Origin of the sequence: Achromobacter deleyi, from assembly GCF_016127315.1 — a bacterium.
GTDB classification, from domain to species: Bacteria; Pseudomonadota; Gammaproteobacteria; order Burkholderiales; family Burkholderiaceae_B; genus Achromobacter; species Achromobacter insuavis_A.
In genome coordinates this window covers 1,024,551-1,039,355 of record NZ_CP065997.1, presented here as the reverse complement: position 1 = coordinate 1,039,355, position 14,805 = coordinate 1,024,551, and the positions used below count along the sequence as shown (strand labels likewise).

Below are 14,805 nucleotides of genomic sequence, written 5' to 3'. Positions count from 1 at the left end.
AAGTGGCCGGCAAGGCCAATGGGGCGGTGGCTGCCACAGCAACGGCTGCCGCAGCAACGGCTGCCGCAGCGACGGCCGCCGCAGCAATGGCTGCCGCCCGTAAGGGCGCCGATCAGCCGCCGGTGCTGCTGTACGAGCACGTGCGCAAGGTCTACGGCGATTTCGTGGCGTTGAACGACGTCTCGCTGCAGGTCAACAAGGGCGAGGTGATGTGCCTGATCGGCCCGTCGGGCTCGGGCAAGTCCACGCTCCTGCGCTGCACCAACGCGCTGGAGAAGATCGACGGCGGCCGCGTGCTGCTGGACGGCGTGGCGGTGCCGGAGGCCGAGTCGGAAGTGCGCAAGGTGCGCCAGCGCATGGGCATGGTGTTCCAGAGCTTCGAGCTGTTTCCGCACAAGTCGGCGCTGGACAACGTCGCCATGGGGCCGATCACCGTGCTCGGCATGGCGCCGGAACAGGCGCGGGCCCGCGCCATGGCGCTGCTGGAGAAGGTCGGCCTGGCCAACAAGGCCGGCAACTTTCCCGCCAACCTGTCCGGCGGCCAGCAGCAGCGCGTGGCCATTGCCCGCGCGCTGGCGATGGAGCCGGAAGTGATGCTGTTCGACGAGCCGACCTCGGCGCTCGACCCCGAGACCGTGGGCGAAGTGCTGAACGTCATGAAGAAGCTGGCGCAGGAAGGCATGACCATGATCGTCGTCACGCATGAAATGAGTTTCGCGCGGCGCGTGGCCAACTGGGTGGTGGTGTTCGAGAACGGCGCCATCCTGGAACAGGGCCCGCCCGCGCAGATTTTCGACAACCCGCAGGTCGCCCGTACCCGCGACTTCCTCAGCCACCTGGGCTGGGAAGGCTGAACACCCTCCCGTTTTCACGGAATCCATGATGAAAATTACGAACGCACGCGTCATTGTTTGTTCGCCGGGCCGCAATTTCGTGACCCTGAAGATCGAGACCGACCAGGGCCTGACCGGCATCGGCGACGCCACCCTGAACGGGCGCGAGCTGGCCGTGGCGGCCTACCTGACCGAACACGTGGTGCCTTGCCTGATCGGCCGCGACGCGCACCAGATCGAGGATATCTGGCAGTACCTGTACAAGGGCGCCTACTGGCGCCGCGGCCCGGTCACGATGACCGCCATCGCCGCGGTCGACACCGCGCTGTGGGACCTGAAGGCCAAGGCCGCCGGCTTGCCGCTGTACCAACTGCTGGGCGGCAAGAGCCGCACCGGCGTCATGGTCTACGGCCACGCCAACGGCAGCGACATCGAGCACACCGTCGACGAAGTGCTGCGCTACGCCGACATGGGCTACCGCGCCATTCGCGCGCAGAGCGGCGTGCCGGGGCTGGACAAGGTCTACGGCGTGGGCCGCGGCAACCTGTTCTACGAACCCGCCGACGCCGACCTGCCGAGCGAGCACGACTGGTCCACCGAGAAGTACCTGCAGCACACGCCCAAGCTGTTCGAGCGCATCCGCGAAAAGCTCGGCTTCGAGCATCACCTGCTGCACGACGTGCACCACCGCCTGACGCCGATCGAGGCCGGCCGACTGGGCAAGTCGCTGGAGCCGTACAACCTGTTCTGGATGGAGGACGCCACGCCGGCCGAGAACCAGGAGGCCTTCCGCCTGATCCGCCAGCACACCACCACGCCGCTGGCGGTGGGCGAGATCTTCAATTCGATCTGGGACTGCAAGGACCTGGTGCAGAACCAGCTGATCGACTACATCCGAACCACGGTGGTGCACGCCGGCGGCATCACCCACCTGCGCCGCATCGCCGATCTGGCCTCGCTGTACCAGGTGCGCACCGGCTGCCATGGCGCCACCGACCTGTCGCCGGTGTGCATGGGCGCGGCGCTGCACTTCGACCTGTGGGTGCCGAACTTCGGCATCCAGGAATACATGCGCCACACCGAGGAGACGGACGCGGTGTTTCCGCACGCCTACACCTTCTCGCAGGGCATGCTGTATCCGGGCGACGTGCCGGGCCACGGCGTCGACATCGACGAGAAGCTGGCCGCCAAGTATCCGTACAAGCGCGCCTACCTGCCGGTGAACCGGCTGCAGCAGGACGGCACGTTATGGAACTGGTAGCGCCCGCGGCCGTCAGGCTGCATCCGGCGCGCCTGCAGGCCCTGGCTCCCGGCGTGGCGCGGCCGGCCTATGACCGTGGCGCCTTGCGCGCCGGCATCGTGCACCTGGGGCTGGGCGCGTTCGCGCGTGGCCACCTGGCGGCGGTCAATGAAGCGGCCCTCCATGCCAGCGGCGACCCGCGCTGGGGCATCTGCGGCGTGTCGCTGCGGCAGGCCGACACCCGCGACGCGCTGGCGCCGCAGGACGGGCTGTATACGCTGGCGCTGCGCAGCGCCGACGCCGACGGCCGGCCGCAACAGCAGCTGGCCGTGATCGGCTGCCTGCTGGAGACGCTGGTGGCGCCCGAGGATCCGCAGGCGGTGCTGGCGCGCATCGCCAGTCCGTACACGCGCATCGTCAGTCTGACCGTGACCGAGAAAGGCTATTGCCACGATCCGGCCAGCGGCGCACTGAACCTGGCGCATCCCGATATCGTTCACGATCTGGGCCAGCCGCTGGCGCCGCGCAGCACCATCGGTTTCCTGGTGTGGGGCCTGCAGCGGCGCCGCGCGGCGGGACTGGGGCCGGTGACGCTGCTGTCGCTGGACAACCTGCCGAGCAACGGCCATCTGCTGCGCGGTCTGGTGCTGGCGTTCGCGGAACAGGTCGACGCGCGGCTGGCCGAATGGATCGGCCAGGCCTGCACCTTCCCATGCTCGATGGTGGACCGCATCGTGCCGCGCACCACCGACGAGGACCGCGCGGCGGTGGCGCAGGCGCTGGGCATGACGGATGCCTGGCCGGTGCAGGCCGAGCCATTCCTGGAATGGGTGGTGGAAGATCATTTCGCCGCCGGCCGGCCGGACTGGGCCGCGGGCGGGGCGCGCTTCGCCACGCAGGCGGCGCCGTTCGAGACGCTCAAGCTGCGCATGGTGAATGGCGCGCATTCGGCGCTGGCGTACCTGTCGGTGATGGCGGGCTGGGCCACGGTGGACCAGGCGGTGGCCCAGCCAGCGCTGCGGCGTTACCTGGCCGACCTGATGCGCACCGAGATCGCGCCGACCCTGCCCGCGCTGCCCGGGCTGGACCTGGCGGCCTACCAGGAGCGGCTGCTGCAACGCTACGCCAACCCGGCGCTGCGGCACCAGACGCGGCAGATCGCCATGGACGGTTCGCAGAAGATGCCGCAGCGCCTGCTGGGCACGCTGCGGGCGCGGCTGGCGGCGGACCAGCCGATCACCGGACTGGCGCTGGCGCTGGCGGGCTGGCTGCATTTCCTGCGCGGCGTCGACCAGGCGGGGCGGCGCTTTCCGATAGAGGACCCGCTAGCCGATACCCTGGCGCAGCGGCTGGCGCAGGCCGAAGAGGCGGCTCGCGCCGCGCCGCCGGGACCGGCCGCCGCGCTGGCCTGGGCGCGCGAGATGACGGCCCTGGCCGCGGTGTTCGGCGACCTGGGCGGGGACGAGCGCTTCGTGCGCGAGGTGGCGCAGGCGGCGCAGTCGCTGCGCACGCTGGGCGTGGCCGGCGCGCTGGAGGCCACTCTGGCCGCCATGCGCGTGGACGCCGCCTGAACGCGCGTCAGGCCGGCGTCGGCGGCGCCAGTCGGCCCAGCAGCGGTTCGAGCGTCACGCCGACCGCGAGGATCTGGCGATCCTCGCCGGGCAGGCCATCCACCTCCAGGCCGAGCGGCAGGCCCGTTTCCGACAGGCCGGCGGGCAGGCTCAGGCCAGGCAGGCCCGCGTTGCTGCCGGGGTCGACGTTGCGCGCCAGCCGCAGGAAGCTGTCCAGGCTGCTGGCCTCGGGCGCGGCGAGCGGCGTTGGCACCGGCACCGTGGGGAACAACAGCCCGTGCAACGCGTGTTGCTCGAACGCACGGCGGTAGACATCGATGAGCGCGTCGCGGTGCTCGGCGATGGCGCTGTCGTACAGCGGCCGCAGCGGCAGCAGTTCGCCCGATGGCGTGGGCAGCACGCCGGGCACGATCAGGTCGTCGAAGATGGCTTTCACGTCCGGGCTGGATATCTGCGCCACCACTTCCTCGAAACTCACGCCGACCTGATGGCGTTGCAGGTAATCGACCAGGTCGGGCTTCTGCTCGTACAGGCAGAGCGGCATGCCGGTGGCGGCGTTGCTGGCTTCCAGGCCGGGCATGTCGAGCGGGATCAGGGTCACGCCGGCCGCGCGCAGGCGCGCCAGGGCGGCCTGCATGGTGGCCTCGACCTGCGGGTCCAGGTCCTGCCAGAAATAGCCGGGCAGCCCCAGGCGCAGGTCGGCGGCGGGCAGCACGGGCAGCGGCGCGTCGTCGCCGCTCAGCACGGCATCCAGTAGCGCGATGTCGGCCATCTCGTTGGCGATGGGGCCGGGGGTGTCGCGGGTATGCGAGATCGGCGTGATGCCGGCGCCGTCGTAGCGGCCCACCGAGGGCCGGAAGCCGACGGCGCCGTTGACCGCGGCGGGCAGCCGCACCGAGGCGCCCGTATCGGTGCCGAGCGCGGCCGGCACCAGCCGCGCGCCCACGGCGGCGCCGCTGCCCGAGGACGAGCCGCCGGCGATGCGCTCGGGATCATAGGCGTTGCGCGTGCCCGCGCCCCGCGGGCCGGGATAGGCGCTGTTGTAGCCGGACACGCCGAACGCCAGTTCATGCATGTGCGTCTTGCCGACGATGACGGCGCCGGCCGCGCGCAGCCGTTGCACCACCGGCGCGTCCTCGGCCGGGCGGAAGTGGCGCAGGGCCGGGGTGCCGGCGGTGTTGGGCAGGCCCGCGACGTGGATGTTGTCCTTGATGGCCACGGGCACGCCCTCCAGCGGCCGCGCCGGGCGGCCCGCGGCGCGCGCGGCGTCTGCCGCCCGCGCCTGGGCCAGCGCGCCGTCCGCGTCCACGGTGATGAAGGCGTTGAGGTCCTGGCGGGCGGCGATACGGTCCAGGCAGGCGCGGGTGAGGGCTTCGCTGGTGACGCGGCCTGCGCGCAGCAGCGCCGCGGCTTCGGTCACGGTCGGGCAGGTCGAGGGCGTCTGGGGCGCGGGCATGGCGGGTTGTCTCCTTGTCGGTGTCGGTTTCGATGCGTTCGGGCTCGATCCCGTTCTATACAGGGTCGACCGTAGCGCTGTCGAGCGCTGTTCGTCGAGGCGCCGGTCCGGCCCGTGGTCGGGTGTCGTGCCACCGGTGCGACGCGGTCGCGGCGCAGGCGCTAAGATAGGCGACGCTTATACACGTACAAGTCCCACGCTCATCCTGGTATGAACACTTCCCCCCAAGCCGGCGCCGCCGGCCACGAAGGCTCCCGCCTGCGCCGCCAGGCGCTGGGCGAATTCGTACGCAGCGCCCGCTCGCGCATCACGCCGCAGATGGCCGGCCTGCCCGAAGGCATGCGCCGCCGCACGCCCGGACTGCGGCGCGAAGAGGTGGCGCAGCTGTGCGGCATCAGCGTCACCTGGTACACCTGGATCGAGCAGGGGCGCGAGGTGTCGGTGTCGCCGTCGGTGTGGTCGCGCATCGCGGGGGTGCTGCAGCTGGCGCGGGCCGAGCGGGCCTATCTGTTCGACCTGGCCGATTGCGCCGACCCGCAGCATGCGCGCGATGACGCGCTGGGCGCGCCGGGTTCGCTGCGCGAGTGCGTGGACGCCATCACCGCGCCGGCCTACGTGCTGGACCGGGCCTGGAACGTGCTGGCCTGTAATGAACCGCTGCGCGAGCTGTTCGACGACTGGCCGGCCCGGGATCCCGAGCCGAACCTGCTGCGCTACATCTTCCTGGATTCGGCGGCGCGCGAGCTGGTGGTGGACTGGGAGCAGCGGGCGCGGCGCGTGGTGGCCGAGTTCCGGGCGGACGCGGGCGCGCATCTGGACGAGCCGGCGGTGCTGGCGCTGATCGATCTGCTGAACCGGCAGAGCCCGGTGTTCGCGCATTGGTGGAACCGGCACGCGGTGGTCGAGCGCGAGGGCGGCCTGCGCGAGTTCGCGCATCCGCGGCGCGGCCGCATGGCCTTCCAGCAGATCACGTTCCGCCTGGCGACGCACCTGGACCTGAAACTGGTGATGCTGCTGGACGGCGGCGGGCAGGACTGAGGCCGCCCCGCCCGCCGTCGCCGCGCGTCAGTCCAGCGAGATATCGGCCTTCCTGACCACCGTGGCGAAACGTTCCGAATCCGCCTCGCGGGCCCGCACCAGTTCGGCCGCGTCGGCCGGCCAGGCCTGGAAGCCGAAGGTCTCGAAGCGCTTGGCCACCGCCGGCGAGCGCACGGCCGCGGCGATGCCGGCGTTGATGCGTTGCAGGACCGCGTCGGGCGTGCCCTTGGGGGCGAAGGCCGCCACCCAGGTCTTCAGTTCGAAGTCCGCCGGCCCGCCGCTCTCGGTCACGGTCGGCACGTCCGGGTACGACGCCAGGCGCGCCGGGGCGGCCAGCGCCAGCAGCTTGACCCGTTTGGCCTGATACAGATTCTGCACCGTCGCCGCCGTGCCGAAGGCCCAGTCGACCTCGCCGTTCGCGACCGCCGTGTAGAGCTGGGCCAGGTCCTTGAACGGCACGTGCGTCATGGTGGTGCGCGTGGCGTCCTGCAGCATGGCGGTGCCGACGTGCGCCACGCTGCCCATGCCCCAGGTGCCATAGGTCAGCTTGCCTGGCTGCGCCCGCGCCGCTTCGACCAGGTCGCTGACCTTGTTCCAGGGCGATCCGGCGCCGACGACGATGAAGAAGTGGGTGTGATAGATCGGCGCGGCCGGGGCGAAGTCGGCCACCGGATCGAACGGCAGGCTGCGGTACAGGTGCGGCTGCAAGGTCATGTGGGTGTTGTCGACGATGGCGAGCGAGTAGCCGTCGCGGCCGGCGCGCTTGACGTCGCCGATGGCCAGCCAGCCGTTGGCGCCGGGCTTGTTCTCGACGATGACGGGTTGCTTCCACGCCGCCGTCAGTTGTTCGCCGACCATGCGGGCGACCGCGTCGGGGCCGCTGCCGACGGAATAGGGCAGCACCATGCGCACCGGCCGTTCGGGAAACGCGCCGGACTGGGCCTGGGCCGCGGCACAGGTCAATGCGGCCATGGCCACGGCGGTGGTGATGGCAAAGCGGATATTGTTTTTCATGTCTCCTCCTGGTTCCTCGGATGGCTATGCCGCTACGGCATGGCGGGTCTCGTAGGCGGCGGCGAACGCCGGATCGCGCTGGCGCAGGTCGTCGTGGCTGACCTGGCCGGTGCGCCGCATGTAGTCGTAGGCGAACGCGACGGGGTCCAGGTGCATCTTGGCGGCCACGTTTTCGTACCAGTCCAGGCTGCGTCCCGCGGCGGCCTGGAAGCTGGACGAGGCCGGCCGCCGCAGCGTCTCGAATTCCGCGAAGGCCGCGCGCGCGTCGCCGGGGTGGCGCAGCAGGCCCTGGTGCAGCGCGATCGCGTCCTGCATCGCCATGCGCGTGCCCGAGCCCAGCGAAAAGTGCACCGTGCGCAGCGCGTCGCCCAGCAGCACGATGTTCTCGTGCGACCAGCGCTCATTGCGCACGATGTTCGCTTCGAACCAGAGCGAGCGGTTGCCCAGCAGGTCGTTGGCGCCGAGATCGTCGCCGAACACCCGCGCGCAATAGCGCCGGCTGTCCTCCTCGCTGGCCGTGTCCAGGCCGGCGCGGCGCCAGCTGTCCGGATCCACCTCCACCAGGAAGGTGCTCAGGTCCTTGCTGTACTGGTAGCTGTGGGCGATGAAGATGCCGTGCTCGGCCTCGCGGAAGATCAGGGACACCGGGTGGAAGCGCTGGCGCGTGCCGTACCAGGCGAACTTGTTGCGGCGGCGCTCGAACGCCGGGCGGAACTGGTCGGCGTACTGCTTGCGCACCGCGCTGTTGCTGCCATCGGCCGCGACCAGCATGTCGACCTCGGCCGCCAGCCTCGCCACGTCGTCGACGCGCTGCTGGTGGCGAATCCGCACGCCGGCCTCCAGGCAGGCGCGTTCCAGCACCGCCAGCATGTCGATGCGGGACGTGCGCGAGAAGGGGTTGCCCTGGACCTGGACCCGGGTGCCGCGATGCACGATCTCCATGTAGTCGCAGCGTTCGTGGTGGGCCACGAAGCGGCCGAAGAAGTCCGGATCCGCTTCGCGCAGGAACGCCAGGCCGATGTCCGAGAACACCACGCCCCAGCCGTAGGTGGCGCCTTGCGGGTTCTGTTCGTAGACCGTGATCTCGTGGCGTGGATCGTGTTTCTTGGCGAGCAGGGAAAAGTACAGGCCGGCGGGGCCGGCGCCGATGACGGCGATTTTCATGATTCAGCGCTCCCGCTGGTGGCGGCCTGGGTGCAGGCCTGATAAGACAACAAGGCGTCGCGCAGCGCGCCCGGCACGGCGATCGCGCGCCGTTCGCCGCGCGCCACGCAGATCGGGGTCAGGACGGCGTCGAAGGCGGGCGCGCCGCGCGCGGTGCCGTGGACGCGCAGGGTGTAGGTGCGGGTGCGCACCTCCTGCACCGTGACGAGCATGTCGAATTCCTCATCCGGCCACAGCGAGGCCTGGAAGTCGAACGACAGCGCGCGGGTCGGGGTGCCGAAGCCGTGCTCGTCCTTGATGCGCTGCGGCGTGCCGCCGAACAGGCGGCCATAGAAGAGTTCGGCGGCCGAAAGCACGTACTCGCCGAAGGTCACGGTGTAGACCACGCCGGCGGGATCGCAATCGCCCCATTTGACCCGGCGCCGCACCACGAACGGGGTGTCGCTGACGACGTATTCGGTGCTGGTCATTGCGGTTCTCCTTCGGCCTGCGCGGCCTCCTGGTTCAACAGGTCGGCCACGGTGCGGCGCAGGGCGGCCTTGTCCAGCTTGCCCACCTTGGTGACGGGAAAGGCCTCGATCTGCTCGATGCGTTCGGGGCACTTGTATTTGGCGAGTCCGCGGCCGGCCAGGAAGTCCGCCAGTTCCCGCACCGTGGGCGCGGCGTGGCCGGGCCGCAGGATGACGAACACGCAGCCTTTCTCGCCGTAGTAGGGATCGGGCATCGCCACCAGCTTGGCCTCGGCGACGGCGGGATGGGCGCCGACCTGCGCCTCGACTTCCTCGCAACCGATCTTCTCGCCGCCCCGATTGATGTTGTCGCGCAGGCGGCCCTCGAACGTGTAGCAGGTCTGCCCGTCGACGACGCGCGCGGTCATCATGTCGCCGCTGCGGTAGAAGCCATCGGACGTGAAGGCCGTGGCATTGGCCTCGGGCGCGTCGAAGAATCCCGGCAGCGTGGCCGGACCGCGAAAGCACAGCTCGCCCATTTCCCCCGCCGCGGCCGGGTCTTCGGTGCCGGGGCGCAGCAGCCGTATCTCGTCGTCGGGGCAGCCGGACCAGCCCTGGGTGTGATGGCGGGCCTGCGCGGACGCGGTCGCCGGCGAGCCGAGCAGCAGCCCCTCGGTGATGCCGAACAGGTTGGAGCACGGCACGCCCAGGTGCGCTTCCAGCCGTTCGGCCGCGCTCATGGTGATGAACAGGCGCAGCGAACCCAGGTCATGCTCGGACAGCCGGTCGTAGGCCATGATCTGCGGGGCGATGGGCCCGATCGACATGGCGCGGGTGACGCCGTGCCGCTCGATCAGCGCCAGCATGCGCGGCACGTCCACGCGCGGCATCAGCACGGCCGACACGCCCATGGCGATCACGGGAATCAGCACGTAGACCTGCGCGGCGTTGTGCAGCAGCGGCAGCGACCAGATGATGCGCTCCGATTCCTCCATGCCGTAGCGGCTTGCGCAGGCAAGTGAATGCCCGAGATATTCGGCGTGGAAGCGCGGAATGATCTTGGGCATGCCGGTGGTGCCGCCCGACAGCTGGAAGCTCAGCACGTCTTCACAGCCCGGGCCCCGGCGTTGCAGCAGGACGCGGGCGTCCTCCAGCGGCATGCTATCGATCAGCGACTGCAGGCCGGCGTGCGCGCCGCCGGCGCCGCGGGCGATGACCAGGTGCGCCAGCGAGTCGCTGGCCGCCACCCTGGCGGCGGCGAACGCGGTCAGGTCGAAACTGCCGAAGTCGGCCTGCACGAAGTAGCCGCGCGCCCGCGTCTGCCGCGCCAGTTGGCCGATCTCCAGTTCGCGGTGCTGCGGCAGCGTGCAGACGGGCACGATGCCGGCCTTGTAGCAGGCCAGCAGCGCCACGGCGGTTTCCAGCGTGGTGCCCATCTGGAAGATGGCGCGGTCGCCGGGGGCCAGCCCCAGCCGCAACAGGGCGGCGCCGAGCCGTTCGCTGCGTTCGTCCAGCTCCTGGAAGCTCAGGCTGCCTTCGTCGGTGATCAGCGCGGTGCGCGCCGGGCAGCGCCGCGCGGTGGCGCGCAGCGCGTCGCCGACGCTGCGGCGCTCCCAGGCGCCGCTGGCGAAATAGCGCCGGGCACGGTCCTCGGGATGGTAGGTCACGCCCTCTATGGGGTTGCGTATGTCTCGCATGCTTGTCTCCTCCTGGCGCGGCGCTAGCGGCCTGCCGGCGCGATCTGCACGCGATCGCGGTCGAACACCTCGATCTCGCCTCGCACGCCGCCCGTGAACAGGCCATACCAGACGGCCGGCTTCAGGCCCAGCGTCTTGCGGCGGAATTCCAGCGGGCCGTCGGCCACGATGCAGTCGAATTCGTCGTAGGGCACCACGGCGCAGTCGTCGCGGCGCGAGGCGTCGGCGATCAACGGCGAGAATTCCTCGACCCGCGGCACGAAGATCCGCAGGCCAGCCGCGTCACGCGCCGGGACCGGCGCCAGGCTTGCCTCCAGCAGCGCCGCCTTGCGCGCCCAGATGTCGTCCACGTGTTCGATACGCCCGCCGCGGGATTCGGCTTCTGCCTCGGCCTGCATGGCGGCCTGCAGCGTCAGCGCGGCGTCGGTCGCGTCGATGCCGGCCAGCGGGCGCAGCTTGCGGGTGAATTCGATGAAGTAGCCGTTCGGGTCGCGCACGTAGATCGACTCGATCACCTCGTGGCGGGTCTCGACCGAGACGTCCAGGCCGGCGTCCTGCAGCTTCTGTTTCCAGGCATGCAGTTCGGCCTCGCTTTCCACCAGCCAGGCGGTGTGGGTGGCGTCGGAGACGTGGTCCTCGGGCAGCGGCCGCATCGCGGCGCGGCCTTGCATGGCCGGCGGTTCCTCGGCGCCCAGGTAGTAGAAGAAGGCGATGGTGCTGCCGCGCCCGCTGTCGAAAAAGAAGTGCAGGAAATCGGGGTGCGTCGCGGGGCCCCAGCCGCGCGCCGAGATGACGTGCACCAGCGGCAGGCCGAGGACGTCACGGTAGAAATGCACCGTTTCGCGCAGGCGCCAGGTGGGCCGGGCGGTGTGGTCCACGCCGTGCAGGCGCAGCGGAGAGGAAGCGGGGGAGGTCATGGTGGGCTCCGGGGAAGGTTCGATTACAGGAAGCGCGCGCGCAGCCAGGCCGCCAGCTCGCGGCCGGCGGCATAGCGGCCGGGCTCCTCGCCGTCGGCGAGCGCGCGGCCATGGTGGTCGCCGCGGATGCGCAGGTGGGTCTTGTCCGCCGCGGGAATCGCGTCGTGGATGGCGCGCACGTCGGCGGGAAAGCAGGCCTGGTCGCCGGTGTATTCGATGACCAGGGTGGGTTGGACGATGCCCTGCGCGGTGCGCGCCAGGCTGGCGTTGGACGACAGGCCGGACCAGGTGGACAGCCAGCTTTCCGGCGTGCAGAAGCGCGCGAAGCCCACCGCGCCGTAGTTCGAGGCGTAGGGATCCTTGCCCCACAGCGACCCGGGGTGGCGGTCGGAAGGATCCAGCGTCAGGTCCAGGCAGCGCAGGTCCGCATCGGTGCGCCAGACCACCAGCACGGGCGTGTGGGCCGCCTGGCGCCGCAGTTCGGGGGTGGGCGCGGCCTGCTCCTTGAGCGCCGCGCGCGCCTGCATGCGGTCGTCGATCATCCGCCGCGCCAGGGCGTCCAGTCGCGCCACGCGCTGGCGCTGCGCGGCGCGGTAGCGCTCGACGAAGTCGGGTGCATAGCGGGCCTGGCCGCCGGGCCGATAGCCGTTGGCGGGAGCCAGCGGATCCAGTTCCGGCGCCACCGACAGCGCGTCGTTTTCGTCGGCGACGGAGGGGTCGATGGCGTTGAGCAGCAGCGCGCCCTGGCCGGGGTGCGGGCCGACCAGGACCATGCCGTGGATCGCGGGCATGTCCAGGTCCGCCAGTCCGCTGCGCTTGCCGCCGGGCGTGCGCGCCAGCCGTTGCGACGGCGGCAGGCCGGCCTGGTGGGCATAGAAGGCGTACAGCCCGGCGCCGCCGGAATTGCCCAGCAGGATGATGTGCCTGAACCCTTGCTCGCGCAGGTGGCGCAGGCCCGCCGCCACGTCCTGCAGGGCGGCTTCGTGTTCCAGCCGCAGGTCGTTGCCGACCGAGCGGGCGCCTTGCGACCAGGCCGCGCAGCCCGCCGCGACGATGTCGGGGATCAGGTAGTGGCAAGCCATGAATTCGCGCGGGTGCATGACGCAGACCACGGTGTCGGGGCGCGGCCCCGCGGGCAGGTAGAGCGATCCGGAGGTGGCCGCGCCGTCGGCGGTGCGCAGGACGGTATTGCGGGTGGTGGCGCCCGGCGGCAGGTCGCGCGGGTTCCAGTCGGTATTCAGAAAGCCGGCGGTGACCTGGCTCGATGGGGTGCCGGACGTCATATCCGTCTCCTTGGATAGTCGTTGCGGGGCTGGTTTCGTCAGATTAGACAAATATTTGACTTTGATGTCAATCAAAGTCGAAAAACTGACACTGTGGTCAAATCGGGCAGATGCCCGCATCGTGCGGACCCCGCTGGCGGGGAGCCGACGATCTCGCGGATGACATAATTCGCCCGAGCCGTGTTGGGCGGCCTTTGAAGGAAAACCGCAACCGTGACCGAACCAAGCACCAAGGGAACCCTGAAGGGCGAAGCGCTGCGCAGCGCCATACTCGATGCCGCGGCGACGCTGTTCATCGAGCGCGGCACCGGCGGCACCAGCATCCAGGACATCGCCGAGACCCTGGGCTTGAGCCGCACCGCGGTCTATTACTACTTCAAGAGCAAGGACGCGATCCTGCGGGCCTTGACCGAGGAAGTCCTGAACACGGCGCGCAAGCTGGCCGGCGAAACCGTGGCCCGCGACGATCTGGATCCGGTGCAGGCGCTGGGGGCCCTGGTGGCCCGGCACGCCGACCTGATCCTGTCGCGTCCGGCGGAATTCCGCGTGGCCGACCGCACCGAGGGCGACATGACCCCCAAGCAGCGCGCGGCGCTGCAGGCGGCGCGGCGCAGCCTGCTGGAAAACTTCAGCGCGGTCATCGAGAAAGGGGTGCGGGACGGCCAGTTCCGGATGGTGGATCCGCACATCGCGGCGGTCAGCCTGATCGGCATGTGCAACTGGTCGGCCTGGTGGTACAAGCCTGACGGCCGGCTCAGTCGCGCCGAGGTGTCGGCCATCATGGCGGACATGGCGGTGCGTTCACTGCTGCGCGACGAGGCGCGGCGGCCGCGCAGCCCCGACGTGAGCGAATCGCTGCGCCTGCTGCGCGAAGACCTGGCCTACCTGGAGAAGCTGGTCCTGCCGGACGCGCCGGCGGACCGCGAGCCCGGCTAGGGCTGCTCAGCCGGGAAAGCCTGCCGGCAGCGGCCGGCAAGCGCGCGGCGGGCGCGGGCGGCGCTCAGAACAGCGTGCCGTGCGCCGCGTTGGCCTGCGCCAGTCCCAGCAGCAGCTTCTTCACCGGCGCCGGCAGCGCCGTGGCCGCCAGGTCGTCGGGCGCGACCCAGCGCGTGGGCGGATGGCCGTCGCGCAGGCTGGCCGCGCGCACCTCGACCCACCAGGGCCGGACATGCAGCCGGTAGTGCGTGAAGGTATGCGAGAACGCCGCCAGGGCGCTGTGCCGTTCCGGCTCCAGCCCCAGGGCCCGCGACGCGGCGCCGGGGTCGCCGGCCACGTCGAATTCCGGCAGGCTCCACAGCCCGCCCCAGATGCCCGGTTCGGGCCGTTGCTGCAGCAGATAGGCGCCGCGCCATTGCAGCACCAGCATCGCGGTCTCGCGTTCCGGAATCGCCTTGCGCGCCTTGGGCGTAGGCAGTTCGGCCTGGCGGCCTTCGCGCCTGGCGACGCAGGTGTCGGCGACCGGGCAGCGCTCACAGGCCGGCTTGCCGCGGGTACAGAGGGTGGCGCCCAGGTCCATCAGGCCTTGCGTGTAGGCGGCCATGTCCAGGTCGGGCGCGGCCTCGACCTGGGCGTCGGCCAGGGCCCACAGGCGCTGTTCGATCTCGCGCTTGGCGGGGTCGCCGGCGATGCCGAATTGGCGGGTGAAGACGCGCTTGACGTTGCCGTCGAGAATCGGCGAGCGCTCGCCGTAGGCGAAGGCGGCGATGGCGGCGGCGGTCGAGCGGCCGATGCCGGGCAGGGTGGCGATGGCTTCGGCGGTGGGCGGGAAGCGGCCGTTCCAGTCGCGCGCGATTTCCTGGGCGCAGCGGTGCAGGTTGCGGGCGCGGGCGTAGTAACCCAGGCCGGCCCAGTAGGGCATCACGTCTTCCTGGGCGGCGGCGGCCAGCGCGGCGACGTCGGGGAAGCGTTGCAGGAAGCGTTCGTAGTAGGGGATCACCGTGGCCACCTGCGTCTGCTGCAGCATGATCTCGGAGAGCCAGATGCGGTAGGGATCCCGGGTGTTTTGCCAGGGAAGATCGTGGCGGCCGTGCTGGCGTTGCCAGGCGACGATGCGAGGGGCGAAGTCCATGCCCGCAATTATCGCATCGCCCTATTGCCGGGGGTGGGGCGAGCGGTTACAACCGTAGGACAGAGGCGCATCGAG

General features: G+C 70.7%; 13 protein-coding genes. 5 read left to right on the top strand and 8 right to left on the bottom strand.

The window, feature by feature from the left end; all coding sequences use genetic code 11:
* Positions 1 to 86: 86 nt before the first annotated feature.
* The 3 genes from I6I07_RS04630 to I6I07_RS04620 are packed head-to-tail and all read left to right on the top strand — an operon-like array spanning position 87 to position 3,644.
* Positions 87 to 854: an amino acid ABC transporter ATP-binding protein gene (locus tag I6I07_RS04630; protein ID WP_085943731.1), complete on the top strand. Its 768-nt coding sequence runs from the start codon at positions 87 to 89 to the stop codon at positions 852 to 854.
* Positions 855 to 882: 28 nt separating this feature from the next.
* Complete coding sequence (manD, locus tag I6I07_RS04625) at positions 883 to 2,094, top strand: D-mannonate dehydratase ManD (RefSeq protein ID WP_006392650.1); 1,212 nt, start codon at positions 883 to 885, stop codon at positions 2,092 to 2,094.
* Complete coding sequence (locus I6I07_RS04620) at positions 2,082 to 3,644, top strand: mannitol dehydrogenase family protein (protein ID WP_198485802.1); 1,563 nt, start codon at positions 2,082 to 2,084, stop codon at positions 3,642 to 3,644. The genes manD and I6I07_RS04620 overlap by 13 nt, the downstream gene beginning before the upstream one ends.
* 7 nt (positions 3,645 to 3,651) lie before the next feature.
* Here I6I07_RS04620 and iaaH read toward each other — a convergent pair whose 3' ends face one another.
* Positions 3,652 to 5,100 (bottom strand): indoleacetamide hydrolase, encoded by a 1,449-nt coding sequence (gene iaaH / locus I6I07_RS04615; RefSeq protein ID WP_198485801.1) that lies wholly within the window; start codon positions 5,098 to 5,100, stop codon positions 3,652 to 3,654.
* 210 nt (positions 5,101 to 5,310) lie between these two features.
* Here iaaH and I6I07_RS04610 point away from each other — a divergent pair, with 210 nt between their 5' ends.
* Positions 5,311 to 6,138, top strand: a complete 828-nt coding sequence (locus I6I07_RS04610; protein WP_198485800.1) for a helix-turn-helix transcriptional regulator — start codon at positions 5,311 to 5,313, stop codon at positions 6,136 to 6,138.
* A 27-nt stretch (positions 6,139 to 6,165) separates the two neighbouring features.
* Here the strand turns inward: I6I07_RS04610 and I6I07_RS04605 are convergent, their stop codons facing one another.
* The 6 genes from I6I07_RS04605 to I6I07_RS04580 are packed head-to-tail and all read right to left on the bottom strand — an operon-like array spanning position 6,166 to position 12,662.
* Positions 6,166 to 7,152 (bottom strand): Bug family tripartite tricarboxylate transporter substrate binding protein, encoded by a 987-nt coding sequence (locus tag I6I07_RS04605; RefSeq protein WP_198485799.1) that lies wholly within the window; start codon positions 7,150 to 7,152, stop codon positions 6,166 to 6,168.
* A 24-nt stretch (positions 7,153 to 7,176) separates the two neighbouring features.
* Positions 7,177 to 8,316: an FAD-dependent monooxygenase gene (locus tag I6I07_RS04600; RefSeq protein ID WP_104021634.1), complete on the bottom strand. Its 1,140-nt coding sequence runs from the start codon at positions 8,314 to 8,316 to the stop codon at positions 7,177 to 7,179.
* On the bottom strand, positions 8,313 to 8,786 hold the full coding sequence (locus I6I07_RS04595; RefSeq protein WP_198485798.1) for an acyl-CoA thioesterase: 474 nt from the start codon (positions 8,784 to 8,786) through the stop codon (positions 8,313 to 8,315). The genes I6I07_RS04600 and I6I07_RS04595 overlap by 4 nt, the downstream gene beginning before the upstream one ends.
* Positions 8,783 to 10,462: an AMP-binding protein gene (locus tag I6I07_RS04590; RefSeq protein WP_198485797.1), complete on the bottom strand. Its 1,680-nt coding sequence runs from the start codon at positions 10,460 to 10,462 to the stop codon at positions 8,783 to 8,785. The genes I6I07_RS04595 and I6I07_RS04590 overlap by 4 nt, the downstream gene beginning before the upstream one ends.
* 23 nt (positions 10,463 to 10,485) lie before the next feature.
* Complete coding sequence (locus tag I6I07_RS04585; protein ID WP_198485796.1) at positions 10,486 to 11,379, bottom strand: VOC family protein; 894 nt, start codon at positions 11,377 to 11,379, stop codon at positions 10,486 to 10,488.
* Between the two features lie 23 nt (positions 11,380 to 11,402).
* The gene (locus tag I6I07_RS04580; RefSeq protein ID WP_198485795.1) at positions 11,403 to 12,662 is read right to left on the bottom strand and encodes an alpha/beta hydrolase; all 1,260 of its coding nucleotides are present in this window, start codon (positions 12,660 to 12,662) and stop codon (positions 11,403 to 11,405) included.
* A 213-nt stretch (positions 12,663 to 12,875) separates the two neighbouring features.
* On the opposite strand from I6I07_RS04580, the gene I6I07_RS04575 reads away from it, so the two are divergent.
* Complete coding sequence (locus I6I07_RS04575; RefSeq protein ID WP_198485794.1) at positions 12,876 to 13,598, top strand: TetR/AcrR family transcriptional regulator; 723 nt, start codon at positions 12,876 to 12,878, stop codon at positions 13,596 to 13,598.
* Between the two features lie 64 nt (positions 13,599 to 13,662).
* Here I6I07_RS04575 and mutY read toward each other — a convergent pair whose 3' ends face one another.
* Positions 13,663 to 14,730, bottom strand: a complete 1,068-nt coding sequence (gene mutY / locus I6I07_RS04570) for an A/G-specific adenine glycosylase (RefSeq protein ID WP_198485793.1) — start codon at positions 14,728 to 14,730, stop codon at positions 13,663 to 13,665.
* Positions 14,731 to 14,805 lie beyond the last annotated feature (75 nt).